The organism is Staphylococcus sp. EG-SA-10, from assembly GCF_017151945.1.
Lineage (GTDB): Bacteria > Bacillota > Bacilli > Staphylococcales > Staphylococcaceae > Staphylococcus > Staphylococcus aureus.
The window spans coordinates 201,655-226,470 of sequence record NZ_JACVZJ010000002.1; the positions used below are offsets into that span (position 1 = coordinate 201,655).

The window sequence follows — 24,816 nt, forward strand, 5'->3', positions numbered from 1 at the left end:
CTTTCGATTGTTCGATGCTTTAATTCAGTTAGAAGCATCATAGAATGCATGATTACTGTTGTAAAGATACGTAATGTTTTGTATTGACTGTATGTCTATGGATAGAGTTATAAACTTATTTTGTTACTCTAGGACCATATGTCGCAGTACCATCTGCATGTGTTGTTACATTGTATGCATTTGTTTTACTTGGCTTGTTGTATGTCGGACGAGCGCCGTATGACACTTGACCGTTTCCGTGTGTTGTTACGTTATATGCGTTTGTTTCGCTTGGCTTGTTTTGTGTCGGGCGAGCTCCGTATGATACTTGGCCGTTTGCATGTGTTGTTACGTTATATGCGTTTGTTTCTGATGCCTTGTTTTGTGTCGGGCGAGCCCCATATGATACTTGGCCGTTTGCATGTGTTGTTACGTTATATGCGTTTGTATTGCTTGGCTTGTTTTGTGTTGGGCGAGCCCCATATGATACTTGGCCATTTGCATGTGTTGTTACGTTATATGCATTTGTTTCACTTGGCTTCTTGTATGTCGGGCGGGCGCCATATGATACTTGGCCGTTTGCATGTGTTGTTACGTTATATGCATTTGTTTCGCTTGGCTTCTTTTGTGTTGGGCGAGCTCCGTATGATACTTGGCCGTTTGCATGTGTTGTTACGTTATATGCGTTTGTTTCTGATGCCTTGTTTTGTGTTGGGCGGGCGCCGTATGATACTGTGCCATCTTGATTTGTCATTACGTTGTATGCGTTTGTTTCTGATGGCTTGTTGAATCTTGGTCTCGCTTCATATCCAAATGTTCCATCGTTGTATTCACGGATACCTGTACCAGCATCTCTATATTTCACATACTTAGGTGTTTTGTTAAATTGCGGTCTCGCTGGATAATGTGATGCTTCTGTTGTTTCAGTTGCTTGAGGTTTAACTTCAATATCACTTGATTCTCCTTGAATACCTTTCAACGTTGATTCAGTACCTTGTGGTTTTATTTCAAGATTAGTTGAGTTTCCTTCAATACCTTTTAAAATAGGGTTCGTTAACGTTGGGTTTGTATAATTATCGCTTAGTGCTGGTCTGTTTTGTTCCATTGTTGGGAAATCTGGACCTTGAACGATTTCACCTTGTAACGTTTTATTTTCCATCGTTAGATAGTCGGGACCTTTTACAATTTCACCATAGATTGTGTGCTGTTCCATCGTTGGGTATTTTGGCCCTTCTACAATTTTACCTTGAGTCCCAATTTGTGGTAATTTAACTAGTGGTTGCGCAATTGGTAATGGTGCTTTTTCAGTTGTACCAACTGTAGTTTTATCCTCTTGCTGGTTTCCAACTTTAGGTAATTGAGGTTCTTCAACTTTCTTCTCTTCTTTTACAACATGTGCTTTTGTTTCAGTTTCACCGTATGTTTTGACAGTTTTAGTTTTCCAAGACTCATCTGCTTCTTTAACTGCTTTTTTCGTTTCTTCAACTAATTTATCGAAGCTTTCTTTGTTATCTTTAGGGCTATGAATATTTGGATTATATTTAGTGATTTTAACCGGTCTGTTTTGCCCAGTTTCCATAAAGAAGTCATCGATAATAGAATTCAAATCATCAGTCATTTCTTTTCTAATACGTTCATTAGTTATTCTATTTGGCTTTTTTTCTTCTCCAAGAATAATATCTAGCTTAGCTCTCAACTCTTTAGCATGCTCTCCATGATTTTTATCTCCATAATATGTTGCAACAATAGTATCAATTTCACTAACTAAAGAGTATACATTATCAGTTTCTTTATCTTCAGTTTTCTTATCATAAGTTTGTAAATCCGAATTCTTTGATTGAATATGTTTAACTTCTTGATAGAACTCTTCTACTGCATCTTTTAAAGACTGATGGATATCATTATATTCTTTCATTGTAAAATCATAAAGATTGTAATCATAAAATTTCACAGGACTTAATCCAGCTTTTAAATATCTTTCTCTATATTGTTTATATTCTTCTATTTTTTTCTTTAATAAGTATTGGTCCTCACCTAGTATTCTAGTCATTAGTTTATCTTTTGCATCTTTATATTCTTTTTCACCATATTGATAATCTTCTATAATATCTATTGCATCTGCAAATTGTGACTCCAAGGATTTAACCTTTCCCCAATAATACCAATTTGACATTGGCGAATCATATTTACTGTTCTCATTCACTCTTGATTCTTTACTATAATCCTTTGTTACTATCGCATCTGCTTTGTTATCCCATGTAAATAAGCTAGATGCAACTGCTAATGCGCCTAGCGAAATTATTTGCTTTTTCATATTTTTTTAATTCCTCCAAAATGTAATTGCCCAATCTACATTAAAGAAACAAAATATTAAAAGACATTAACTATATATTAACTAGAATAAACAAAGCATTAACTATCTTTTTGTTATAGTTAATTAGCTTTGCAATATACAATAGTGTATAATTTTTTTGATTAATGTACATCAAAGGAGTAACAAAGCATGACAACACAAATGAAAATCAAAACATATTTAGTTGCTGGTATTAAAGCGGCGCTCCTTGATACGACTGGTATTAAATTAGCAAGCAAATCTGAAACTACATCACATACGTATCAACATCAAGCGCTTGTAGATCAATTACATGAATTAATAGCAAACACTGACTTAAATAAATTATCGTACCTAAATTTAGACGCTTATCAAAAACGCGATATTTTAGCTGCGCACTATATTGCTAAATCCGCTATACGCACGAAAAATTTGGATCAAATGACTAAAGCGAAACATAGATTAGAAAGTATTTACGATTCAATTTCTAACCCTTTGCATTCACAAAACAATTAATAATTCACCAATAAATCATGTAAGTGTTTGTGACGCCAAATTACCTTATAAATACTTGTCATATGATTATAAACGAATGAAACGATTGCCTACCCCATAGAAGGCAACGTTAAAAAGACCTCTGAAAGTATCGTCATGATAACTTTAGAGGTCTTTGTTTTTATTATTCAAATAATATTCTTATAGAACGATCGAAGTATGTTTCGTCTTTCTTTTCTTCTTTAATCTGATCAGCTAATGCTGGGTCATCTGTGATAATACCATCAACATTGGTTTGTAAGTATTTCGTTAAATCTTCTTCGCCGTTAATAGTCCAAGTATAGACTTCTTTATTTTCCAAGTGTGCTTGATTAACAAGTCTTGGAGAATAAGAAAAATCTTCGATGACAAAGAAATCTAATGATGTTTCTTTAAAATGACCAAACTGTAACGGAATGATATAACCACACTTGAGATATGGTGCTTCTTTTTTTAACTTAGTCATCACATCATAATCCAATGACATCACACGATATTGATGTTCAACACCATGCTTTTTCAAAATATCAATAACACGTTGTGTATAATCTGCTGGTTCTTTACCATGTGGCTTTAACTCTACTAGTAGCTTCACATTTGATTGTTTAGCCGTTTCAATAAATTCGTCTAAGGATACAAGTTTTGCTTCATGTCCATTTTGACGCATTTTCAAACCGACGACATCTTTGAAATTAGATTCAGAAATATTTTTATTAACACCTGTTAAACGTTTCAAATTGTTATCATGACTAACAACAAATTGTTTATCTTTCGTCATAATTGTATCTAACTCAACGTATTCGACATTCGCTTTTGCAGCAGCTTTCAATGACGGAATAGAATTTTCAACGCCTTTATCTTCGAAACCACGATGGCCAATAATGGAGATATTTGTATTGATAGTATTATTGTAAAGTAAATACATGTTATAACCGATAAAACATGTCACTGCAAGCACCATTGAAATTATAAAGAACCTAGACTTCCGTTTCGGTTTTGGGTATTTAAATTCTAAGCCCGGTTGGTCTAATACATTCTCTTGTTTTAAGTGCAGTACTAACACACTGATTAATGATAATTTCGTAAATAAATAATAGAAGAACAATGAGCTTTTCAATACAACAAATAAAATTGATGAGACTAAAAACTTATCTCCTTCTTCATCTACACAAATAGCAAGATATGTTGCTCCTGAAATAATTAATGTTAAAATCGCACCAATGATGAGTTCCAATATAACTATTTCTATAACAAGTCGAAACTTATTTCGCTTCGTAATTTGCCAACTTAGTCTCATATTTTTAAATAAAGACTGACGGTTTAAAATCGTTAACGGTAAGGTAAATATTAATTTAAAGTTTAATATAAATACAGCAATCATAAAGGTACCGTAAATGATTATACCTTTCGTCGTTTTCATAAGTTCTTCCGTTAAAAATTTAGGTATGTAAATATTTTTTGTTAATACTGAACTTAGTCCTAGGTTGGCAATGGGTATCATTAACATTAAATAAATGACAAAGAAAATAACTGGTACACCTATGAGTTTACGCACATTTACAAAGGCATTTTTAAAAATGGATTTAAATGTAATAATTTGTCGATCAAAGCCGGCATAAACCATATAAACTAACAATGAAAACTCTACATAAATCAGAAAGGCAACACTTAATATGAATATAATAAGAAGTATCACACTGGCAGGATGACTAACGATTTCCGTCCAATTGTTAATCGTAAGTTGGCTTTGCCCAGCTACTTTTAACATCATATTAAATAGTAAAATTAAGTATGTACTACTAATAAAAATCATGATTAACTGCAATAGTAAGGCATTAATGCTAAAACGCCCTTTATTTTGATACAGTAATTTAAACACTGCCCATATATCTTTACTAATTCTCTTCATAATCACGCTCCGCATTGCTTTAATATTAAGTTTCATCTTAATATTTTTCATTACTCAGGGTCAATAAAAATTTGAAAAGACTCATATTCATATGCAAGTAGCAAATAATAACCCATTCAACATCAGCTAAATGATGATATTGGAACCCACCTTTAACAAGGCATCACATTCTTTATCAGCATAGCTACTTACAAAAACGTCTTCCTTCAACCTTTGTAGAAGTTGTCTCATATACCTACTACGTCTTGCTAATACTCTATACTCAATTGAAAAAGAAGCATATGTCCCTTCACTCTTGAAGTTACATATGCTTTCTTTTCGGTCTGAATTGTATTTATAATTCAACGGGAATTTTCCCTTTGAAGTTAACATAACGGTAGGCTGCTTTAACAGCTTCATCATCGGGCGCTTCGACATCTTCTAATTCATATGCAATGCCCAATGTTTTCCACTTATGAACACCTAACTGATGATATGGCAGAATTTCAAACTTCTCGACGTTATCAAGAGAATTAATAAATTCCCCTAGTTTAATTAAATCGTCTTTATCATCAGAATAACCAGGCACAAGGACATGTCGAATCCATACAGGTTGTTTCATATCTGACAGTTTGCGCGCGAAGTTAAGGATGTGTGTATTAGGCTTTCCTGTCAATCTAATATGTTTGTCATTATCAATATGTTTTATATCTAATAATATCAAGTCTGTATGTTTTTGTAATTCTTCAAAATGCCTTTGAAATGCTTTTGTATCATTAGCACATCCAGCCGATGTGTCTAAGCAAGTGTGCACACCATTTTCTTTTAATTCTGCAAATAATTTTTCTAAGAATGGCATTTGTAACAATGGTTCGCCACCACTGACTGTTACACCGCCACCAGATGCATCAAAGTATGGTTTGTATGGTAATATTTCATTCACCATTTCATCAACTGTGACTTCTCTTGATGGCTCACTAATTTTCCAAGTATCTGGATTGTGGCAATACAAGCATCTAAGTAAGCATCCTTGTGTAAATAATATATATCTTAATCCCGGTCCATCGACAGTACCTAAACTTTCGACAGAATGTAAGTGTCCCTTAAGCATAGTGCTCCCACCTTAAATTTTGTTACATACTTTCATGGAATGTACGAGAAATTACATCTAATTGTTGTTCACGTGTTAATTTAATGAAGTTAACAGCGTAACCAGATACACGGATTGTTAACTGTGGATATTCTTCTGGATGTTCCATTGCATCTATTAATGTTTCACGGTTAAATACGTTAATATTTAAGTGGTGACCACATTGCATTGCGTAACCATCTAACATACTAGTTAAGTTACGGTTTTGATCTTCTGGTTCTTTACCTAATGATTTTGGTACGATACTGAATGTATTTGAAATACCATCTTTACAGCAATCGTAAGGGATCTTAGCTACAGAACTTAATGAAGATAATGCACCTTTTTGGTCACGGCCATGCATTGGGTTTGCACCTGGTGCAAATGGTTCGCCAGCTTTACGTCCGTCTGGTGTGTTACCAGTTTTCTTACCGTATACAACGTTTGAAGTAATTGTTAATACACTCATTGTATGTTCTGAATCACGATATGTTTTATGACTACGTAATTTAGTCATAAAGCGTTCTACTAAATCAACTGCGATATCATCTACACGGTCGTCATTGTTACCGTATTTAGGGAAGTCGCCTTCGATTTCAAAGTCTACTACAAGACCTTCTTCGTTACGAATTGGTTTAACTTGTGCATATTTAATTGCAGATAATGAGTCAGCTGCTACTGATAAACCAGCGATACCTGTTGCCATTGTACGTACAATTTCTGTATCATGTAATGCCATTTCAATACGTTCATAGCTGTATTTATCGTGCATGTAGTGAATAACATTTAATGAGTTAATGTAAACACCTGCTAGCCAATCCATCATTTGATCAAATTTCTTGAATACTTCGTCATATTCTAATACTTCGCTGTTAATACCTTCGAAGTTTGGACCAACTTGTGCACCAGATTTTTCATCTTTACCACCATTGATAGCGTAAAGTAATGTTTTAGCTAAGTTCGCACGTGCACCGAAGAATTGCATTTGTTTACCAATTGTCATCGCTGATACACAACATGCGATACCATAGTCATCGCCATAGCTTTCACGCATAATGTCATCATTTTCATATTGGATAGAACTTGTTTTAATACTCATTTTTGCACAGTATGTTTTGAAGTTGTCAGGTAAACGTACTGACCATAATACTGTTAAGTTTGGTTCTGGTGCTGGACCTAAGTTATCTAATGAGTGTAAGAAACGGAATGAGTTTTTCGTAACAAGTGGACGTCCGTCAATACCTACACCACCGATAGATTCAGTTACCCAAGTTGGGTCTCCAGAGAATAATTCATTGTAATCAGGTGTACGAGCAAATTTAACAATACGTAATTTCATGATGAAGTGGTCAATAATTTCTTGAACTTCGCTTTCAGTAATAACACCTGCTTTAAGGTCACGTTCAGCATAGATATCTAAGAATGTTGATGTACGACCTAAACTCATTGCTGCACCGTTTTGTTCTTTAATTGCAGCAAGGTATGCTAAGTATAACCATTGAACTGCTTCTTTGAAGTTTTCTGCTGGACGGCTTAAATCGAAACCATATTTTTGTCCAAGTTCTTTTAATTCTTTTAATGCACGATATTGTTCTGATAATTCTTCACGTAAACGAATTACATCTTCTGACATTTCTGTAGACATCGTGTTGAAGTCGTGCATTTTTTCTTCCATTAAGAAATCTACACCATATAAAGCTACACGACGATAGTCACCGATAATACGTCCACGTCCGTATGCATCAGGTAAACCAGTGATTACACCTGCTTTACGGCAGTTCAACATTTCTCTAGAATATGCATCGAATACACCTTGGTTATGTGTTTTACGATAATCTGTAAAGATTTTTTCAGTTTCTTCGTCTAATTCGTAACCGTAAGCTTCACAAGCTGCTTTCGCCATACGAATACCACCGAATGGTTGCATTGAACGTTTGAATGGCTTTTCAGTTTGTACACCTACAATTGTTTCTAAATCTTTGTCTAAATAACCAGCATCATGAGATGTGATTGTTGAAGCTACTTTCGTGTCCATATCCCACATGCCGCCACGTTCACGTTCTTCTTTCGATAACTGCATTACTTGTTCCCAAAGTTTAGAAGTTGCTTCTGTTGGTCCTGCTAAAAATGAATCATTACCTTCATAAAGAGTGTAGTTTAATTGGATAAACTCTCTTACATCTACGTGTCTGTTCCATCTTCCATTTTTAAATCCTTGCCAAGCTGTTGCATGATTTTTATTTGTTTCTAACATACTAAACGCCTCCATCTGTATAATGTTGTGAATTTGAAATGCTATGTTAACGTTTTCATAGTCATTGTAGCATGTTTGTTGTGATTTTTTTCACATAAATTATGTACAATTTTCATCAAATGTATGTCAAAACATAGAAACTGTACTAATTTGTGTAACAGTAATATGCTAATTGCATTCTGTTACACAACAGTTATAATGTTCACTATTTTCATTGCTTTAAAAGTTAATTTAGGTGGATATATTTGTTTATAAAAAATGATTGTTAATAAGCGTTAAATCAATACTTAGAAAGATTTACTTTTATATATGAAGAGACAGGATTAAATACTTTTATTGACGTAAAAATTTACTTTTGAACCGTTCAATATCTTGCCAATTTTTATATAACAGCTTCAAATAAAATATAACAGTTTGATTTTTCAGCCTCGGTAAGTCGTCTTGACAAACAAAAATTATGTGCTATCACAACATTTGCAACGTCTTAACAAGTCATCTATAAACATTTCTAAATATTTAACATTACTTATGCGTCATTTATTGCTAAAATTATTGTATTAAAATATACATAGAATTGATGGGATATCATGAAATCAAAAATTTATATCTTGCTATTATTTCTCATTTTTTTATCAGCATGCGCTAATACGCGTCACTCTGAATCAGATAAAAATGTATTAACAGTTTATTCTCCGTATCAATCAAACTTGATTCGTCCAATTTTAAATGATTTTGAAAAACAAGAGCATGTCAAAATTGAAATCAAACACGGATCTACTCAAGTACTGCTTTCAAACTTGCATAATGAAGATCTTTCGGAGCGTGGTGATGTCTTTATGGGTGGTGTGTTGTCAGAAACAATTGATCATCCAGAAGATTTTGTTCCCTATCAAGATATATCTGTAACACAGCAATTAGAGGATTATCGCTCGAACAATAAATATGTTACTAGTTTTCTATTAATGCCAACAGTTATAGTAGTTAATTCAGATTTACAAGGAGATATTAAGATTCGAGGTTATCAAGATTTATTACAACCTATACTTAAAGGTAAAATTGCGTACTCAAATCCAAATACAACAACGACAGGCTATCAACATATGCGTGCTATTTATAGCATGCATCATCGAGTAAGTGATGTGCATCAATTCCAAGACCACGCGATGCAACTGTCAAAGACGTCTAAAGTCATTGAAGATGTTGCTAAAGGTAAATATTACGCAGGTCTAAGCTACGAACAAGATGCACGCACATGGAAAAACAAAGGTTATCCTGTATCAATCGTTTATCCAATTGAAGGAACAATGTTAAATGTTGATGGTATTGCTTTAGTTAAAAATGCACACCCTCATCCTAAGCGTAAAAAGTTAGTACAATATTTAACAAGCCGCTCAGTACAGCAGCGATTAGTTGCAGAGTTCGATGCCAAGTCAATTCGAAAGGATGTTAGTGAACAAAGCGATCAGTCTATCGAAAATCTTAAGAACATACCTTTAATACCGAAATCTAAATTACCGGACATTCCACATCATAAATTTTTGGAGATGATTCAATGACGGCATACAAACCTTATAGACATCAGTTGAGACGATCGTTATTTGCGTCTACTATTTTTCCAGTATTTCTAGTCATTATTATTGGACTAGTAAGCTTCTATGCCATTTATATTTGGATTGAGCATCGTACGATTCATCAACATGTTGATGAAAGTCAGTCATCTTTACATCATACTGAAAAGCAGATTCAGACATTTATTACACAACATAATAATTCGTTTCAAGAGCTCGATTTAACAAATCATCATGATGTTACCGCTACAAAACGTGAATTATTAAAATTAATACACCAACAGCCCGCAACACTTTATTATGAGTTATCTGGACCAAATCAGTTTATAACCAATAATTATGAACATTTAAACACTAAAAATATGTATTTATTTTCAACGCATCGGCTTAAATTCAAAAATAGTACATATATGCTTAAAATTTATATGGCTAACACCCCACGTTTAAGTGAAATCAAGAAAGATAGCCGACAATTCGCACTTATCGTTGATCAGTATGACAATATTTTATACGCCAACGATGACCGTTTTACTATAGGTGAAAAGTATAGACCACAACAATTCGGATTTATGAATGAATCTGTAAAATTAAACCATGCTGACCATCGTCTCATTATTTATAAAGATATCCATGAAAACATTGAAGATGGTATCACGTTGTTAATTGTTATGGCTGTAGTTCTTGTTTTACTAGTAATATTTGGTTTCATTAGTGCAGATAATATGGCTAAACGACAAACAAAAGATATCGAAACGATTATTCAAAAAATTTACTATGCCAAAAATCGTCATCTAGGTACATATACGCCTTTAAAAAACAACAGTGAACTAGAAGAAATTAATAATTATATTTACGATTTATTTGAATCAAATGAGCAACTGATCCATTCTATCGAGCATACAGAACGTCGCTTGCGTGATATTCAGTTAAAGGAAATAGAACGCCAATTCCAGCCTCATTTCCTATTCAATACGATGCAAACAATACAATATTTAATTACGTTATCTCCGAAATTAGCACAAACTGTGGTCCAACAATTATCGCAAATGTTACGTTACTCATTACGTACAAACTCACATACAGTGGAATTAAACGAAGAGTTGAACTACATTGAACAGTATGTTGCGATACAAAACATCCGTTTTGATGACATGATTAAGCTCCATATCGAAAGTTCTGAAGAAGCGCGTCACCAGACAATTGGTAAAATGATGCTTCAGCCACTCATAGAAAATGCTATTAAACATGGTAGAGATACTGAGTCACTGGACATTACTATACGCCTGACATTGGCACGTCAGAATTTACATGTTTTAGTTTGCGACAATGGTATTGGGATGTCGTCATCTCGCCTGCAATATGTACGCCAATCTCTTAATAATGATGTATTTGATACTAAGCATTTGGGATTAAATCATTTACACAATAAAGCAATGATTCAATATGGTTCACATGCACGACTCCATATTTTTTCAAAGCGTAATCAAGGTACGTTAATTTGTTATAAAATACCACTTTCAAGGGGGAATGTAGATGTTTAAGGTAGTTATTTGTGATGATGAGCGAATTATTCGAGAAGGTTTAAAGCAAATCATTCCTTGGGGAGACTATCATTTCAATACAATATACACTGCTAAAGATGGTGTTGAAGCATTATCACTAATTCAACAACATCAGCCAGAATTAGTAATTACTGATATTCGTATGCCACGTAAAAATGGCGTCGATTTACTCAATGATATTGCGCATCTAGATTGTAATGTCATCATATTATCGAGTTACGATGACTTTGAATATATGAAAGCCGGCATTCAACATCATGTTCTTGATTATTTATTAAAACCAGTGGACCATGCGCAATTAGAAGTTATTTTAGGAAGACTTGTCCGTACCTTATTAGAGCAACAATCACAGAACGGCCGTAGCTTAGCATCTTGTCATGATGCCTTCCAACCATTATTAAAAGTAGAATACGATGATTATTATGTAAATCAGATTGTTGATCAAATTAAGCAATCTTATCAAACGAAAGTGACTGTTTCAGATTTAATTCAACATATCGATGTTAGTGAATCGTATGCGATGCGAACATTTAAAGATCATGTTGGTATTACAATTGTCGATTATTTAAATCGCTATCGTATTTTACAATCTCTGCAATTGTTAGATCGACATTATAAGCACTATGAAATTGCAGACAAAGTAGGCTTTTCAGAGTATAAAATGTTTAGCTATCATTTTAAAAAATATTTACAAATGTCGCCAAGTGATTATTGTAAGCAAGCAAAATAGATTAACAAATAACTAATGATTATGGCGCATCCATTTTGTTCTATGAAAAAGCGGACTGATAGAGAAGTTTTCACTTTTCTTTCAGTCCGCTTTTTAGAAAGTTTAAATATAAAACAATACTCCCTACAATATTGACACCGCTATATGTCTTTATTGTAAGGAGTAAATTCATTGAGTCACCCTAAGTCGGGCAAATAAGGATACTTCATAACAGGGAATTATGATCTGCCCCGAGACATAGAGATGATATATTTGCAAGGGTAGAAGCAGTATCTTTCATCTCTTCACGCACATGCCATCGGGGCAGGATTGCCAACTATACTGCAATAAATTGGCGATACTTTTAATCCGATTGATATTAGATTTTTAAACTTCTAATTTTCTTTTCTTCATAGAAAGCAACGATTCCTAATAAAATCATGCCTAGGAATAATGCAACATAGAAGACGATGAAAACATCTGTCCATCCACTTAATGTATATCCAAAGATGTTTAAACCGTTACGTGTTGGATCAGCAATAGCCGCCAAACCAACTTTTGCCATTGAGTCACCGAATAGATACGCGAATGAACCTGTCATTCCGTTTGCTACACTGATGGCATTTTTAGGAACAAAACCAGTCAATGATACACCAATTAATAATTGCGGACCAAAGATTAACGCACCTAATGCAAACAATGAAATGTTAACCATCATTACACTTGTAGCATTTGTGTAGAATAAGACAACAAATGTAATCATAAACATACAGCCAATAGCTACAATTGCACGACGACCTTTTAATAAGTCTGATACGTAGCCCCATAATAAACTTGCAACTAAAGCACCAATTTCAAAGTAGAATATCGTATTAACTGCATCGCCTTTACTAAAGTGTAAATGCTCTGACACATATAACGGTGCCCAGTTATCAATACCGATTCGTACAATGTATACAAAGACGTTTGAAACACATAGAATCCATATAACAGGATTTCCCAGGATATATTTTTTAAAGATCTCCCATTTCGTCATACCTTGAGAATCAATATTTTCTTTATCGACCGGCTCTTCCCAAATTTCTTCAGCACGATTCCATCCTAATTCTTCTGGATCATCTTTTCCGATAAATAATGTTGCGATACCAATAAGTAATGCAATCACCGATGGGAAAATGAACATTCCTATAACATTTCCATGGAAGAATACATTAGCACCCCAAAGTGCAACACCACCTGCAATGGCACCACCGATATTATGTGATGTATTCCAGAATCCTAAATATCGGCCACGTTTCGTTCTTGGCGCCCATCTTGAAATCGTTGAATAACTTGCAGGTCCACCAACTGATTGGAACACCCCGTTAAGTCCCCAAAGTACAATTAATAATCCCATTACAGAACCAAAGTAACTTAAAACAAATCCCATAATTAAAACTGTAATCGCAGATAAGATAAGTAAGAATGAGATAATACGTTTTGTGTTACGTCCATCGACAAAATATCCAAGTAATGTTTTCCCTAAACCATACGTGATACTAAATGCTAATCCGATATAACCAAGTTCTAATGTAGATAATCCAATTTCCTCTTTTAAAAACGGTTGTGCCGCCTTAAAGTTGTTTCGAATTAAATACATAGCCATATAAACAAAGAACACTACGAAGAAAGCTTGCATGAAGTTTCTAAGCCATAATTTACGTTGTACCGATAATGGAATGCCTTTGTTCGGAATCTTATGGATATCAAAAAAGTTCATCTCTGTCACCTCAATCATTTTCGTTAAGCCAAATATATCACGTCGGTGTAAGCGCTTAATATCCTTAAAATTATTAAATTATCCAAAATACTGAACATAAACACATACTTAGAAACATATTTATGTACTAAAATTAATAAATAGTTAATAGTATTTGACAAGCTTTATCTATAAAATACTTTATGTTGTCAAAATCAACGCTTATACATATGACATAATGACGGAGGACATCATGATTCTATCTATATTACTTATCTTTTTCTGTATCAGACTTGTCAGCTTAAAGATATCTATTAATCACTCAAAACAATTAAAAGCAGACGGTGCAGTTGAATATGGCGTTAAAAATTCGAAGTTTTTAGCAATAACACACGTTTTAATTTATGTATTGGCTGGTGTAGAGGCATTTATTAATAAAGATACATTTAGCTTTGCAAATGGTATTGGCTTAGTTATATTAATCTTTGCTTATATCATGTTATTTATGGTTATTAAAACTTTAGGTGGTATTTGGACATTAAAATTATTCATTTTACCTAACCATCCTATTATTAAATCTGGATTATATAAAATTACAAAACACCCAAATTACTTCTTAAACATCATTCCTGAATTAATCGGTGTATTATTATTAACACACGCAACATATACAACTATTTTATTAGTACCGTATGCGTATTTCTTATATGTACGTATTAAACAAGAAGAGAAATTAATGAATATTTAAAAATGAAAGCCTGTCATCACATTAGTCGCCATCGACGTCCATCTTTAAAGTACGTTCTGAAATATTTTATTCAGAAACCTTTAAAGTATGTCGTGTCTATGACCATTGTGACAACAGGCTTTTTTATTATCATATACCTCACCATTGAAAAGGTTATATACTCTTTTCAATGGTGAGGATTGTTACTGTGAATGGGTATGACCATCGCTATATACTTATATAAAGTACACCTTCTTTACAAACAATGACTTGATTTAAGGTATGAAATTTTTGGCAATGGCTTGGCGACATATGCATTTATCCAACACTGCCACCAGTCTTACTTCAGACAAACTTCAGACTAACCTCGAGTTCATATTATGCCCACCACATGTCTGCTGGCTTATCGTAAATATTAACAGATTTCAAAGTTTGACAAGCTTTTTGGAAACCTTCTTCTACTGACATAATAGGATCTTCATGTTCAATACTTAATACATAATCATATCCATTAATAATAAGTTGGCTTATGATATCTGCCCATACATATGGACTATGTCCATAACCAACTGTACGGAATGTCCATGCTCTTGTTGCAACGTTACCATATGGTTGCATATCAGTTAGGCCATACATATTTACATTTTCTTGATTAATATACGTATCTTTAGCATGGAAGTGATGAATTGCATTTGCTTGGCCTAATATGCGAATCGCAGCAATTGGGTCAATACCTTGCCACCATAAATGACTAGGATCTAAGTTAGCACCGATATATTCATTTGTAGCCTCACGCAACTTCAACATCGTATATGGTGTATGAACTAAAAATCCTGCATGCAACTCTATGGCAATTTTTACATCTTGCTCTTTTGCAAACTCAGCTAAATCTTGCCAATATGGTATCAACTTTTCATTCCACTGATAATCATAAATTTCAGAGTAGGCTGTTGGCCAAGGTGTAACAGGCCAATTAGGCTTTTTAGCAGTATCATCTGATCCTGCAATGCCAGAAAATGTATTAACAACTGGCACGTCTAATAGATTTGCTAAACGGATTGTTTTACGTAACGTTTCATCCGCTTCTTTCGCTTCTGTCGGATCTGGAGAAATTGGATTGTTATGACAACTGAAACCACTTATTTGTAAGCCTCTGTCTGTGATTGACTTCATAAATGCTTGTCGCTTATCTTCATTTTCTAACAACTCATCTAACTTACAAAATTTATCTCCTGGGTTACCACCTGTTCCAACTTCAATCATATCCAATCCAGATTCTGCGACATAATCTAACATATCTTCAAAATTTTTATCGTAAAATAATACTGAAAATACACCTAATTTCATTGAAAAGCACTCCTTCTTTTTATATTGAGAATTTTGTATTATATATAATAATCATTAAAGTTGTATGCTCTTGTTATCAAGATCGCTACGATAAATCGCTTCTATAAGGGCATTTACATTGCGTGCTTCTTCCGGGTTCACCACAATCTCTTCTATCCCTAAACACGCATTGACAAAGTTACGCGCCTGTCTCTCACCAGCAATGTCTTCGTTATGCTCAACATTAGCTTTGCTTTCAAAAATAGTTCCAAAGCGGGGCTCATATATTTCAAATGGAAATAAATTGATACCGCCATCTTCGCCTGATAAACTAACGTGTACCTTATCTTCCTTTATATTTGCAGACCACGAACATTCAAACTGCATGCTTGCTCGATTGGCAAATGTCATATAACTAGTAACATGATCATCGACATCAAATTTAGTGTGATCAAATGTTCCCCAATCATTAATTTGATTCGGTTGTTTGCTCAATTGATTATATGTTTTTCCTAGAACTTCATGCGGCACCATATCTTTACCTAGTAGCCACAAAGATAAGTCTAACAAGTGGCAACCATAATCGATTAAACTACCACCACCTTGCAACGCTTTATTGGTAAAAACGCCCCAGCCAGGCACTTTACGCCTACGCATCGCTTGTACACGTGCTACTAAAGGTTTACCAACCACACCTGATTCAATTGCTTTTTTAGCAGTCATAGCGACATCCGTATGGCGATAATGATAAGCGACAGTTAGTAATTTACAATTTTTATTAGCCGCTTCAATCATGCGATCACACTCTTCTGTCGTCATTGCCATTGGCTTTTCGCATAAGACATGGACACCATGGTTCAATGCTTCTATAGAAAGATCAGCATGGAATTTATTAGGTGTACAAATGACCACCGCATCAACAAGTTTAAACAGCTCGCTAGGTGTCTCAACTGTATGAGGTATATTAAAGCGCTTCGCAACATCAATCATCTGCACTGTATTAATATCTTGTACTGCAACTAACGAGACTGTATCTTTGAGTTTCAGCAATGCTGGAATATGACGGTCTTGTGCAATACCACCAACACCTATCACACCAACTTTTAATTTTGTCATGATGTGCCTCCTTACCGTATGATGTTATTCAAAGTAAATTGCTTTGCCTGATTTTGCAGACTGATAAATCGCTTCAAGAATTTTTGTAACTACCATTGCTTGTTCCGGTTTCACAACTGGTTCAGTATCATTTACAACTGCATCAATCCAAGCTTTTGCTTCTTCTTCAGCTTCATCCACTTCATTACCTTCATAAAAGTCGACGCCTTTGTTTTCCAATTCAACGTGTTTGGTATAAAGTGTGCCCATATCTTCACCATGAATACGTAGACCATCTTTCATATCAGCACCTGCTTTCGTTCCTGATAATGAACATTTTGCCTCATCCACTTCTAAAGAATTAATCGCCCAAGCGGATTCTAAAATGATCGTCGCTCCATTCTTCATTTTAATAAAGCCAAACGCAGAATCTTCAACTGTAAATTCATCTGGATTCCATGAACCCCAAGCGTTTGCCGCATCATGCTGTTTATTTAATTTATGGAATGTTGAACCCATCACTGATTCTGGTTCATAATTATCCATCATCCATAACGTTAAATCTAAAGCGTGTGTACCGATATCGATTAATGGTCCGCCACCTTGAGCTTCTTCGTCTAGAAAGACCCCCCATGTTGGTACTGCTCGACGACGAATAGCATGTGCCTTTCCGAAATAAATGTCACCTAAGTCACCACGTTGCGCTGATTTATATAAAAATTGACTATCTGGTCTGAAGCGATTTTGATAACCTATTGTTAATTTTTTACCTGTTGATTTAGCTGTATCTATCATTTTTTGAGCTTCTGCTGTCGTTTTAGCCATTGGTTTTTCACACATCACATGTTTACCGGCATGCAACCCTGCTACAGTAATTTCACAATGCGAGTCATTTGGCGTACAAACATGGACAACATCAATCGTGTCATCTTTTAACAATGCTTTGTAATCATCATAAACCTTTGCATTGTCAGTACCGTATGCTTCTGCTGCACACGCTGCTTTCGAAATGTCTACGTCACAAAATGCGATCATTTCAACATTTTCAACTTTTTGTAAACTTGGCATGTGCTTGCCATTCGCAATACCACCACACCCAATGATTCCAACTTTAATCGTCATCATAACGTCCTCCTTTAAATCTTTATCGTCATTAGTGCGTATGTCGAGCCTTAAACATCAATCAACGTTCTAGGCTCTACAATGTTATATTGGCGGGGCCCCAACATAAAGAAATACTTTTTCTTTAGAAATTAGTATTTCTTATACATGAGTTTTACTCATGTATTCCTATTTTTAGGCACATATTAGCTGTGGCTAATTTGTAAGAGCCACTACACAATAAATTCATTAATGGTTCTTTATTATTTCTGCCCCGCTCCCAATTTCAAACTAACCTTTTGTCGCACCTGTTGTTAAACCTGATACTAAGTAGCGTTGCAAGAACAAGAATACGATTGCTATAGGTACTGCAATCATAATTGCCCCTGCTGCAAACACTGTGAAATTATTTGCATACTTATCATTAATAAAGTTGAACAATCCAACTGCTAATGTGAATTTTTCAGGACTTCTTAATAGTATTTTAGGTAATATAAAGTCCATAAATGGTCCCATAAAATTGAACAAAGCAACAACTGCTAAAATCGGCTTTGCTAATGGCAGCATAATTTGTAAGAAAATACGCATATGGCCAGCACCATCAATTTTGGCAGATTCATCAAGTTCTTTTGGAATCGTATCGAAGTAACCTTTCACTAAAAAGGCATTCATCGGTATTGACCCACCAATATATACAAGTGTTAGTCCAAATAAAGAATCTAATAATCCAATTGTATTTAGCAAAATATAGATTGCGACCATTGCCATTAATACAGGGAACATTTGTAAAATCAAAAATGTAATCAGCCCGTATTTACGACCAACAAAGCGATATCTAGAAAAAGCATATGCTGTTAACGTGACAAATATCACACTAAACAGTGCATTTGCAGATGCTACGATAAGCGTATTTTTATACCAAGTCAGGTATTGACTACTGTCATCGAATAGTAAGAATGCATAATTTTTAAATGTTGCATTGTCTGGTATCATTTTGGCACCATACAAGTTCGTACCTGGATTAAGGGAAATGCCAAATGTCCACAGTAGTGGATATAAAATGATGACAAACATCATCGCTATAAAACTGTAAATACCGATTACTTTTAATATGTTTTTCTTCTTTGTCATCTTATAAACCTCCCTCATCTTTAAACGTACTTGTACGTCTGAATTGAATAAATGCGACAATAGCAACAATAAATCCAATAATTAATGACACAACTGCACCCATGTTAAAGTTGTTAAACTCAAATGTCAGATTATACACCCAAGATATCAAGATATCTGTACTACCAGCATTCTGCCCTGACACTGGTGGACCACCTTTATTAAATAGATAAATAAGATTAAAATTATTGAAATTACCTGCATATTGCATAATTAACAATGGCGCTGTGGCGTAAATGACATGCGGGAATGTGATGTTTCTAAACTTTTGCCAACTAGACGCACCATCCATATCTGCTGCTTCGTACCAATCTGATGAAATACTTTGCAGTACACCAGTGAACAGTGCAAAGACAAATGGGAAACCAAGCCATACTTGAATGCCAATTAATGCCACTTTTGCCCAAAATGGATCACTTAACCATGCTGGTGCAACACCTAATAAAGGTTGCAATATATCATTATTTATCGCACCAAATTCATCATTAAATAACGCTACAAATATTAAAATTGTCACAAATGATGGTACAGCCCAAGGTAGGATTAATACAGTACGGATAAATTTCTTACCTTTGACGACAGGGTGATTTACAATAATTGCCAAAAACAGCCCTAATGCAATTTGAAGTGTCGTTGCAACAAGCGTCCATACTAATGTCCAAGTAATAACACTGAAAAATGTTTTACGCCAAACGCCAATTGTGAATAACGTTTTAAAGTTATCTAAACCAACCCATTCTAATGTGTGTCTCGGAGGCGCGTTGTATAAATTGTAGTTTGTAAATGCTACTCCAAACATAAATATTAATGGAAATACAACTACAAATATCAATAAGAATGTACCTGGTGAGATTAGTAAGTATGGGAACGTCTTGTCCCATGTTGCAACCATACGTGCCTTCGGATCCTTTATTTCCTCATTACGATTAAATCGTTCAGCATTACGATATGCATCTAAAATATTAATGATATATAGCATGATTGCAAAAGCAACGAGTAAGATAGAAATAATACCTTGTGCAAGTAAGACACGAGAATCGTCTAACTTAGGTACTGTCCCTAATGTGAACAATCCCCAAAAACCAATATTTAAAAAGCTATAAAATACAGAAATAAAACTGATGAAAAAGATAAAAAATATCGTCCCTTTAATGGGTCTTTTATTATAAAACTGTCCCAAACCAGGTATAACAGATAATAATGCCGCTAATTTAGGGTTACGTTTCGTCATAACTAATCTCCTTTCTTATCATTTTGTGACGGATGAAGAATCTTAATATTTTGCGTTATATCATTCGTCGCCTCATCTAACGCTTGTTTAGGATTCTTACCATTTGAGATAAATATGCTTGCATTGCCCATCGGTTCCCAAACTTGTCGCATTTCAGGAATATTAGGCATCGGTTCAGCATGACGTGCTTGCTTTTCAAACACTTTTAAATTTGGATTAGATGATTTCACGTCAACACGTCCAGTAATTTCGCTCATTTCATCTGTATATTTTTGTAATGTATCTTTACTAGTGATATACAGCATTAAATCTTTAGCCCAATACTTATGTTTACTATATTCAGATAAATACCAACCACGTACACCGAGAAATGGTTTCATAGGTTTGCCACCATCTGTAGGCAATGTTGTTACTCCTAAATCTTTACCAAACGTTTCTTGATATTCATTAATGTTCCATGGTCCAGTGACAAATTGTCCTACTTTTCCTTCTTTAAAAAGACCAATCATGACATCATGTGTTGCTGCCTTAGGAAGATACCCTTTGTCGTACCATTTTTGTAATCGTTCAGCATTCTTGACGACATGTTTTGAATTTAGTCCTAGCTGATGAATATCATATTCACTGCCATTTTTCTTGAAAATATAATCATCATTGCCGAATAAAAACGGATAATTAAAATAGAAATTTTTAGCATCAAATAACATACCGTATTGTTTCTTTTTACTATCAGTTAGCTTGGCAGCATTAGCTTCAACTTCTTCTAACGTTTGCGGTGCATTTTTCACTAATTTTTTATTATAAAAAAGTGCGGTTGTTTCAACGATAGCTGGCAATGCTAGTTGCTTATTGTCATAATTCATCGCTTTAAGTGCTTGCTTATTGAAACCTTTCAACTCATCTTTTGATAATTTGATTTCAGCAGCTAAGCCTTGTAGATAGGCACTTCCAGTATTATCATGTGCTAAGAAAAAGATATCTGGACCTTTTCCAGCAGGAGCGTCTAGCGAAATATTTTCTAGTTGATCATTTTGACCAATATTTACAAGCTTTACTTTTATGCCAGTTTTTTTAGTATATTGATCCGTAATTTTTTTATAAAACGCCATTTGCTTGTCGCCATCCACCCACATCGTAAGTTGGTTAGGCTTGTCTTTAGAATTATCTTTATTCAATGCTTTATCAATATCTTCTTTCGAACGATTAGGGCCACATGCAGTTACGATTAATAACATTACCACGGTTAACGTGATACATTTTAAAATTTTAGACATGAATACTCCCCCTTAGACGATACGATTTCCTGTTTTTTCATCAAAAAAGTGACACTTATTCATATCAAATGCTAGTGTAATCTTGTCGTTCGCCATCACTTGTGTTCTTGAATCTAATTTAGAAATCAATTCCATTCCTTGGAATGTGCTATGTACCATAATTTCTGAACCTAACAGTTCGGATACAACTACTTCAGATTCAAATTGTGTCTCTGGAGAAGTTTGAATAAATATTGGTTCTTCATGAATGTCTTCAGCTCGAATACCTAAAATAATTTCCTTGTCTAAGTAGCCAGCAGCTTTTAACTTTTCAAATTTTTTATTATGTAATTTAAAATGATGTGTTCCTACCTTCAATCCGTCCATTTCAACTGTAGCATTCAACATATTCATTGCTGGTGAGCCGATAAATTGCGCCACAAATATGCAATTAGGGGCATCATATATTTCTCTAGGTGTGCCGACTTGCATAATGTCGCCATCTTTCAAAACAACAATTCGACTAGCCATCGTCAATGCTTCAGTTTGATCATGTGTAACATAAATTGTCGTAGTATTAAGTCGCTTATGTAATTTCAATATTTCTGTGCGCATTTGTACTCGAAGCTTCGCATCAAGATTCGATAATGGTTCATCCATTAAAAAGACTTTCGCATCCCTAACAATAGCTCTGCCCAAAGCAACACGTTGACGCTGTCCACCAGATAACGCTTTTGGTTTACGACCAAGATACTCAGTTAATCCTAATATTTCAGCTGCTTCATTAACTTTTTGTTCAATCTCTTTTTTATTTACTTTACGTAGCTTTAGCCCAAATGCCATATTTTCAAAAACAGTCATATGTGGATATAATGCATAGTTTTGAAATACCATCGCAATATCTCTATTCTTTGGTTCAACATCATTCATGCGTTCCCCATCAATATAAAAATCTCCAGATGTGATAGACTCTAGTCCAGCAACCATTCGTAATGTTGTTGATTTACCACATCCCGATGGTCCAACAAATACAATGAATTCTTTGTCAGTAATATGTAGATTAAAATCTTTCACTACAGTATTGTTGTTATCATACGTCTTTTTAATATGCTCTAACTTTAGTTCTGCCATGTTATGCCTCCCATACTTTGTTTACAGTTTGATTGTGCAATACGCTTCGTGAAAACGTTTGCACAAATACTTACATAAATCATATAGTCACTCATTATTAATGTCAATCATAAATTGTAAACGTTTACATTACTGTCAGAATTAAACTTTTATACAGAAAATTGATATAGCACGCAACTATTTTTAGTGTGACAATAATGATTTTTTACGTGCGAAATTTCACTGCCAATGCTAACAACCTTGTCTTACATTTTAAGTAATATCTAAATCAAACAAGTATGCCTTAGCATTTCGATTTTCATTGAAAAAAGCAACCATTATGTAAGTATCATACTCACACAATGATTGCTTAATTTTTTAGACTGCGGGCACTCTTCTATAACTACAAATCATATAGGCTACGTTCCCCATCAGGTAACTGATCGATAAACGGTTTTGGATCTTCTGCATATGCATTACCTACGCCACCCTTCATTCTTTGAAAATGTAAATGTGCGCCTGTCGTTTGTTTACCTGTATTGCCTGAATATGCAATAATATCACCTGCTTTGACTCGATCACCTACTTTGACATTATATTTGTCTAAGTGTAGATACCACTGGTGATATTCTCCATTGTCTTCGGCAATCTGTAATACCTTGCCGCCTAATTCATTATTAAAGATACGTGTTACTTTACCATTCGTCGGCGCTTTAATTGGTGTACCTTTTGGCAATGCAAAATCAATGCCATAATGCTTACCATCAAATGGTGAATGCTGATATTTACCAAAAGTCTCAGTAATCCGACTCCCTCTAAAAAAGTCTTCCCATTTTGAGTGTCCTTGTCCTTTATGATTTTGTGTCAATTTATCGGTATATTGGTTAAACCATTTTTGAATGTCATCTATATAAATAATCGTAAATAATAGTGAAAGAAAAATGATAATTGTTGCCAAAATACGTTTTGGTCGCTTTGTCATAGTGGCATCCATCCTTCATATATTTTGGGTATTAAGTATATATTCTAAATCAACTATTTCATAATTAAATGCACTCATACTTTAGTAGTACTGCCAAATATAGATGAAGAAAATGATGGTAATTTGAATATTTTGATTGATATTAATTTTATATTGAGTATAATAATTATACTTAAGAAAATAACAGAAACAGAGGAGAATTTTCAAATGGCAAAAGTATTATATATTACAGCACACCCTTTTAATGAACTGGTATCAAATTCTATGGCGGCTGGTAAAGCATTTATCGAAACATATCAACAACAACATCCTGATGATGAAGTGAAACATATTGATTTATTTGAAACTTATATTCCAGTTATTGACAAAGATGTATTAACTGGTTGGGGAAAAATGAGTAATGGCGAAACGTTAACTGATGATGAACAAATGAAAGTTTCAAGATTGAGTGACATTTTAGAAGAATTTTTAAGTGCAGATAAATATGTATTTGTAACGCCTATGTGGAACCTTTCTTTCCCACCTGTAGTTAAAGCATATATTGATGCTATTTCAATTGCAGGTAAAACTTTTAAATATTCTGCTGAAGGACCACAAGGTTTACTAACTGACAAAAAAGTATTACACATTCAATCACGTGGTGGATATTATACTGAAGACCCCGCTGCTAATTTTGAAATGGGCGACCGTTATTTAAGAACAATTATGACATTCTTAGGTGTGCCATCATATGAAACAATCATTATTGAAGGACACAATGCCGAACCGCATAAAACTGAAGAAATTAAGGCAACTAGTATTAATAATGCTGAAAAATTGGCAACAACATTTTAATTGTTATCTACACTGTGTGACTAATCAAACGTCATACAGTGTTTTTTTGATTTTCTTACAATCCTTTTCAACTTTTTATATACATCTATTGTTTTTACAAATTTAAATTTTGACATTCACTTTAGTTATGATGTAAATATTTTTAAAACATATGATAGTGTTGATGATATATTTTGAGAGTAGGTATGAAAGTATGAAAGCACATAAAAACTTCTGGTTAAACTTAGTAGCGAACATTAATACTTATGCTGTAATTATAGAAACATCCAAATTATCTATTAAAATCTCATATTA

At 34.1% G+C, this 24,816-nt stretch carries 19 protein-coding genes and 1 pseudogene; 6 read left to right on the forward strand and 14 right to left on the reverse strand.

All coding sequences use genetic code 11. The features are described from left to right. Positions 1–115: 115 nt before the first annotated feature. Positions 116–2,293: a staphylocoagulase gene (gene coa / locus IDG45_RS14150; RefSeq protein ID WP_047213093.1), complete on the reverse strand. Its 2,178-nt coding sequence runs from the start codon at positions 2,291–2,293 to the stop codon at positions 116–118. A 189-nt stretch (positions 2,294–2,482) separates the two neighbouring features. Here coa and IDG45_RS03045 point away from each other — a divergent pair, with 189 nt between their 5' ends. Continuing rightward, positions 2,483–2,827 (forward strand): complement inhibitor SCIN family protein, encoded by a 345-nt coding sequence (locus IDG45_RS03045; RefSeq protein WP_000211600.1) that lies wholly within the window; start codon positions 2,483–2,485, stop codon positions 2,825–2,827. Between the two features lie 163 nt (positions 2,828–2,990). Here the strand turns inward: IDG45_RS03045 and IDG45_RS03050 are convergent, their stop codons facing one another. The 4 genes and pseudogenes from IDG45_RS03050 to pflB all read right to left on the reverse strand — a co-directional run bounded on the left by IDG45_RS03050 (position 2,991) and on the right by pflB (position 8,116). Then, the gene (locus IDG45_RS03050) at positions 2,991–4,754 is read right to left on the reverse strand and encodes a glycerophosphodiester phosphodiesterase (protein ID WP_000822609.1); all 1,764 of its coding nucleotides are present in this window, start codon (positions 4,752–4,754) and stop codon (positions 2,991–2,993) included. A gap of 50 nt (positions 4,755–4,804) precedes the next feature. Next, positions 4,805–4,985 (reverse strand): annotated as a pseudogene (locus IDG45_RS14050) (hypothetical protein). 103 nt (positions 4,986–5,088) lie between these two features. Then, positions 5,089–5,844: a pyruvate formate-lyase-activating protein gene (gene pflA, locus IDG45_RS03055; RefSeq protein WP_000911657.1), complete on the reverse strand. Its 756-nt coding sequence runs from the start codon at positions 5,842–5,844 to the stop codon at positions 5,089–5,091. A 22-nt stretch (positions 5,845–5,866) separates the two neighbouring features. Next, positions 5,867–8,116, reverse strand: a complete 2,250-nt coding sequence (gene pflB, locus IDG45_RS03060) for a formate C-acetyltransferase (protein ID WP_000894660.1) — start codon at positions 8,114–8,116, stop codon at positions 5,867–5,869. Positions 8,117–8,703: 587 nt separating this feature from the next. On the opposite strand from pflB, the gene hptA reads away from it, so the two are divergent. From hptA to hptR, 3 genes are read left to right on the forward strand one after another with little or no spacing between them, the layout of a single operon-like run. Next, positions 8,704–9,672 carry a hexose phosphate-binding lipoprotein HptA gene (gene hptA, locus IDG45_RS03065; protein WP_000837098.1) on the forward strand — a complete coding sequence of 323 codons (969 nt, stop codon included), beginning with the start codon at positions 8,704–8,706 and terminating at the stop codon, positions 9,670–9,672. Further along, positions 9,669–11,225, forward strand: a complete 1,557-nt coding sequence (gene hptS / locus IDG45_RS03070) for a hexose phosphate transport sensor histidine kinase HptS (RefSeq protein WP_000127994.1) — start codon at positions 9,669–9,671, stop codon at positions 11,223–11,225. Before hptA ends, hptS begins: the two co-directional genes overlap by 4 nt. Next, positions 11,218–11,976 carry a response regulator transcription factor HptR gene (gene hptR, locus IDG45_RS03075; RefSeq protein ID WP_000477521.1) on the forward strand — a complete coding sequence of 253 codons (759 nt, stop codon included), beginning with the start codon at positions 11,218–11,220 and terminating at the stop codon, positions 11,974–11,976. The genes hptS and hptR overlap by 8 nt, the downstream gene beginning before the upstream one ends. Before the next feature lie 358 nt (positions 11,977–12,334). Here hptR and uhpT read toward each other — a convergent pair whose 3' ends face one another. Then, positions 12,335–13,714, reverse strand: coding sequence for a hexose-6-phosphate:phosphate antiporter UhpT (gene uhpT / locus IDG45_RS03080; RefSeq protein ID WP_001008722.1), 1,380 nt, complete (start codon positions 13,712–13,714; stop codon positions 12,335–12,337). A gap of 232 nt (positions 13,715–13,946) precedes the next feature. Between uhpT and IDG45_RS03085 the strand changes: the two genes are divergently transcribed. Continuing rightward, complete coding sequence (locus tag IDG45_RS03085) at positions 13,947–14,441, forward strand: isoprenylcysteine carboxyl methyltransferase family protein (protein WP_000603755.1); 495 nt, start codon at positions 13,947–13,949, stop codon at positions 14,439–14,441. A gap of 357 nt (positions 14,442–14,798) precedes the next feature. Here IDG45_RS03085 and IDG45_RS03090 read toward each other — a convergent pair whose 3' ends face one another. The 8 genes from IDG45_RS03090 to IDG45_RS03125 form a co-directional block, all read right to left on the reverse strand. Further along, a complete protein-coding gene (locus IDG45_RS03090; protein WP_000766048.1) occupies positions 14,799–15,767 on the reverse strand; it encodes a sugar phosphate isomerase/epimerase family protein in 969 nt (322 codons plus the stop codon). A 54-nt stretch (positions 15,768–15,821) separates the two neighbouring features. Further along, positions 15,822–16,862, reverse strand: a complete 1,041-nt coding sequence (locus IDG45_RS03095; RefSeq protein ID WP_000163817.1) for a Gfo/Idh/MocA family protein — start codon at positions 16,860–16,862, stop codon at positions 15,822–15,824. Between the two features lie 24 nt (positions 16,863–16,886). Next, on the reverse strand, positions 16,887–17,963 hold the full coding sequence (locus IDG45_RS03100) for a Gfo/Idh/MocA family protein (protein WP_000153463.1): 1,077 nt from the start codon (positions 17,961–17,963) through the stop codon (positions 16,887–16,889). A gap of 270 nt (positions 17,964–18,233) precedes the next feature. Further along, the gene (locus tag IDG45_RS03105) at positions 18,234–19,073 is read right to left on the reverse strand and encodes a sugar ABC transporter permease (RefSeq protein ID WP_000162665.1); all 840 of its coding nucleotides are present in this window, start codon (positions 19,071–19,073) and stop codon (positions 18,234–18,236) included. Between the two features lies 1 nt (position 19,074). Beyond that, the gene (locus tag IDG45_RS03110) at positions 19,075–20,343 is read right to left on the reverse strand and encodes a sugar ABC transporter permease (protein WP_000166888.1); all 1,269 of its coding nucleotides are present in this window, start codon (positions 20,341–20,343) and stop codon (positions 19,075–19,077) included. 2 nt (positions 20,344–20,345) lie between these two features. After that, positions 20,346–21,617, reverse strand: coding sequence for a maltodextrin ABC transporter substrate-binding protein (locus IDG45_RS03115; RefSeq protein ID WP_000034971.1), 1,272 nt, complete (start codon positions 21,615–21,617; stop codon positions 20,346–20,348). Between the two features lie 12 nt (positions 21,618–21,629). Further along, complete coding sequence (locus tag IDG45_RS03120; RefSeq protein ID WP_000818914.1) at positions 21,630–22,727, reverse strand: ABC transporter ATP-binding protein; 1,098 nt, start codon at positions 22,725–22,727, stop codon at positions 21,630–21,632. A gap of 382 nt (positions 22,728–23,109) precedes the next feature. Then, on the reverse strand, positions 23,110–23,688 hold the full coding sequence (locus IDG45_RS03125) for a M23 family metallopeptidase (protein WP_000166919.1): 579 nt from the start codon (positions 23,686–23,688) through the stop codon (positions 23,110–23,112). 207 nt (positions 23,689–23,895) lie between these two features. On the opposite strand from IDG45_RS03125, the gene IDG45_RS03130 reads away from it, so the two are divergent. After that, entirely contained in the window at positions 23,896–24,522 is a 627-nt protein-coding gene (locus IDG45_RS03130; protein ID WP_001151449.1) for an FMN-dependent NADH-azoreductase, read from the forward strand. Positions 24,523–24,816: the final 294 nt, after the last annotated feature.

What these genes read in the sequence shown, in the direction of transcription:
- coa (WP_047213093.1), bottom strand. Translation starts at nt 2,293, where the DNA reads ATGAAAAAGCAAATAATTTCGCTAGGCGCATTAGCAGTTGCATCTAGC.
- IDG45_RS03045 (WP_000211600.1), top strand. Translation starts at nt 2,483, where the DNA reads ATGACAACACAAATGAAAATCAAAACATATTTAGTTGCTGGTATTAAA.
- IDG45_RS03050 (WP_000822609.1), bottom strand. Translation starts at nt 4,754, where the DNA reads ATGAAGAGAATTAGTAAAGATATATGGGCAGTGTTTAAATTACTGTAT.
- pflA (WP_000911657.1), bottom strand. Translation starts at nt 5,844, where the DNA reads ATGCTTAAGGGACACTTACATTCTGTCGAAAGTTTAGGTACTGTCGAT.
- pflB (WP_000894660.1), bottom strand. Translation starts at nt 8,116, where the DNA reads ATGTTAGAAACAAATAAAAATCATGCAACAGCTTGGCAAGGATTTAAA.
- hptA (WP_000837098.1), top strand. Translation starts at nt 8,704, where the DNA reads ATGAAATCAAAAATTTATATCTTGCTATTATTTCTCATTTTTTTATCA.
- hptS (WP_000127994.1), top strand. Translation starts at nt 9,669, where the DNA reads ATGACGGCATACAAACCTTATAGACATCAGTTGAGACGATCGTTATTT.
- hptR (WP_000477521.1), top strand. Translation starts at nt 11,218, where the DNA reads ATGTTTAAGGTAGTTATTTGTGATGATGAGCGAATTATTCGAGAAGGT.
- uhpT (WP_001008722.1), bottom strand. Translation starts at nt 13,714, where the DNA reads ATGAACTTTTTTGATATCCATAAGATTCCGAACAAAGGCATTCCATTA.
- IDG45_RS03085 (WP_000603755.1), top strand. Translation starts at nt 13,947, where the DNA reads ATGATTCTATCTATATTACTTATCTTTTTCTGTATCAGACTTGTCAGC.
- IDG45_RS03090 (WP_000766048.1), bottom strand. Translation starts at nt 15,767, where the DNA reads ATGAAATTAGGTGTATTTTCAGTATTATTTTACGATAAAAATTTTGAA.
- IDG45_RS03095 (WP_000163817.1), bottom strand. Translation starts at nt 16,862, where the DNA reads ATGACAAAATTAAAAGTTGGTGTGATAGGTGTTGGTGGTATTGCACAA.
- IDG45_RS03100 (WP_000153463.1), bottom strand. Translation starts at nt 17,963, where the DNA reads ATGACGATTAAAGTTGGAATCATTGGGTGTGGTGGTATTGCGAATGGC.
- IDG45_RS03105 (WP_000162665.1), bottom strand. Translation starts at nt 19,073, where the DNA reads ATGACAAAGAAGAAAAACATATTAAAAGTAATCGGTATTTACAGTTTT.
- IDG45_RS03110 (WP_000166888.1), bottom strand. Translation starts at nt 20,343, where the DNA reads ATGACGAAACGTAACCCTAAATTAGCGGCATTATTATCTGTTATACCT.
- IDG45_RS03115 (WP_000034971.1), bottom strand. Translation starts at nt 21,617, where the DNA reads ATGTCTAAAATTTTAAAATGTATCACGTTAACCGTGGTAATGTTATTA.
- IDG45_RS03120 (WP_000818914.1), bottom strand. Translation starts at nt 22,727, where the DNA reads ATGGCAGAACTAAAGTTAGAGCATATTAAAAAGACGTATGATAACAAC.
- IDG45_RS03125 (WP_000166919.1), bottom strand. Translation starts at nt 23,688, where the DNA reads ATGACAAAGCGACCAAAACGTATTTTGGCAACAATTATCATTTTTCTT.
- IDG45_RS03130 (WP_001151449.1), top strand. Translation starts at nt 23,896, where the DNA reads ATGGCAAAAGTATTATATATTACAGCACACCCTTTTAATGAACTGGTA.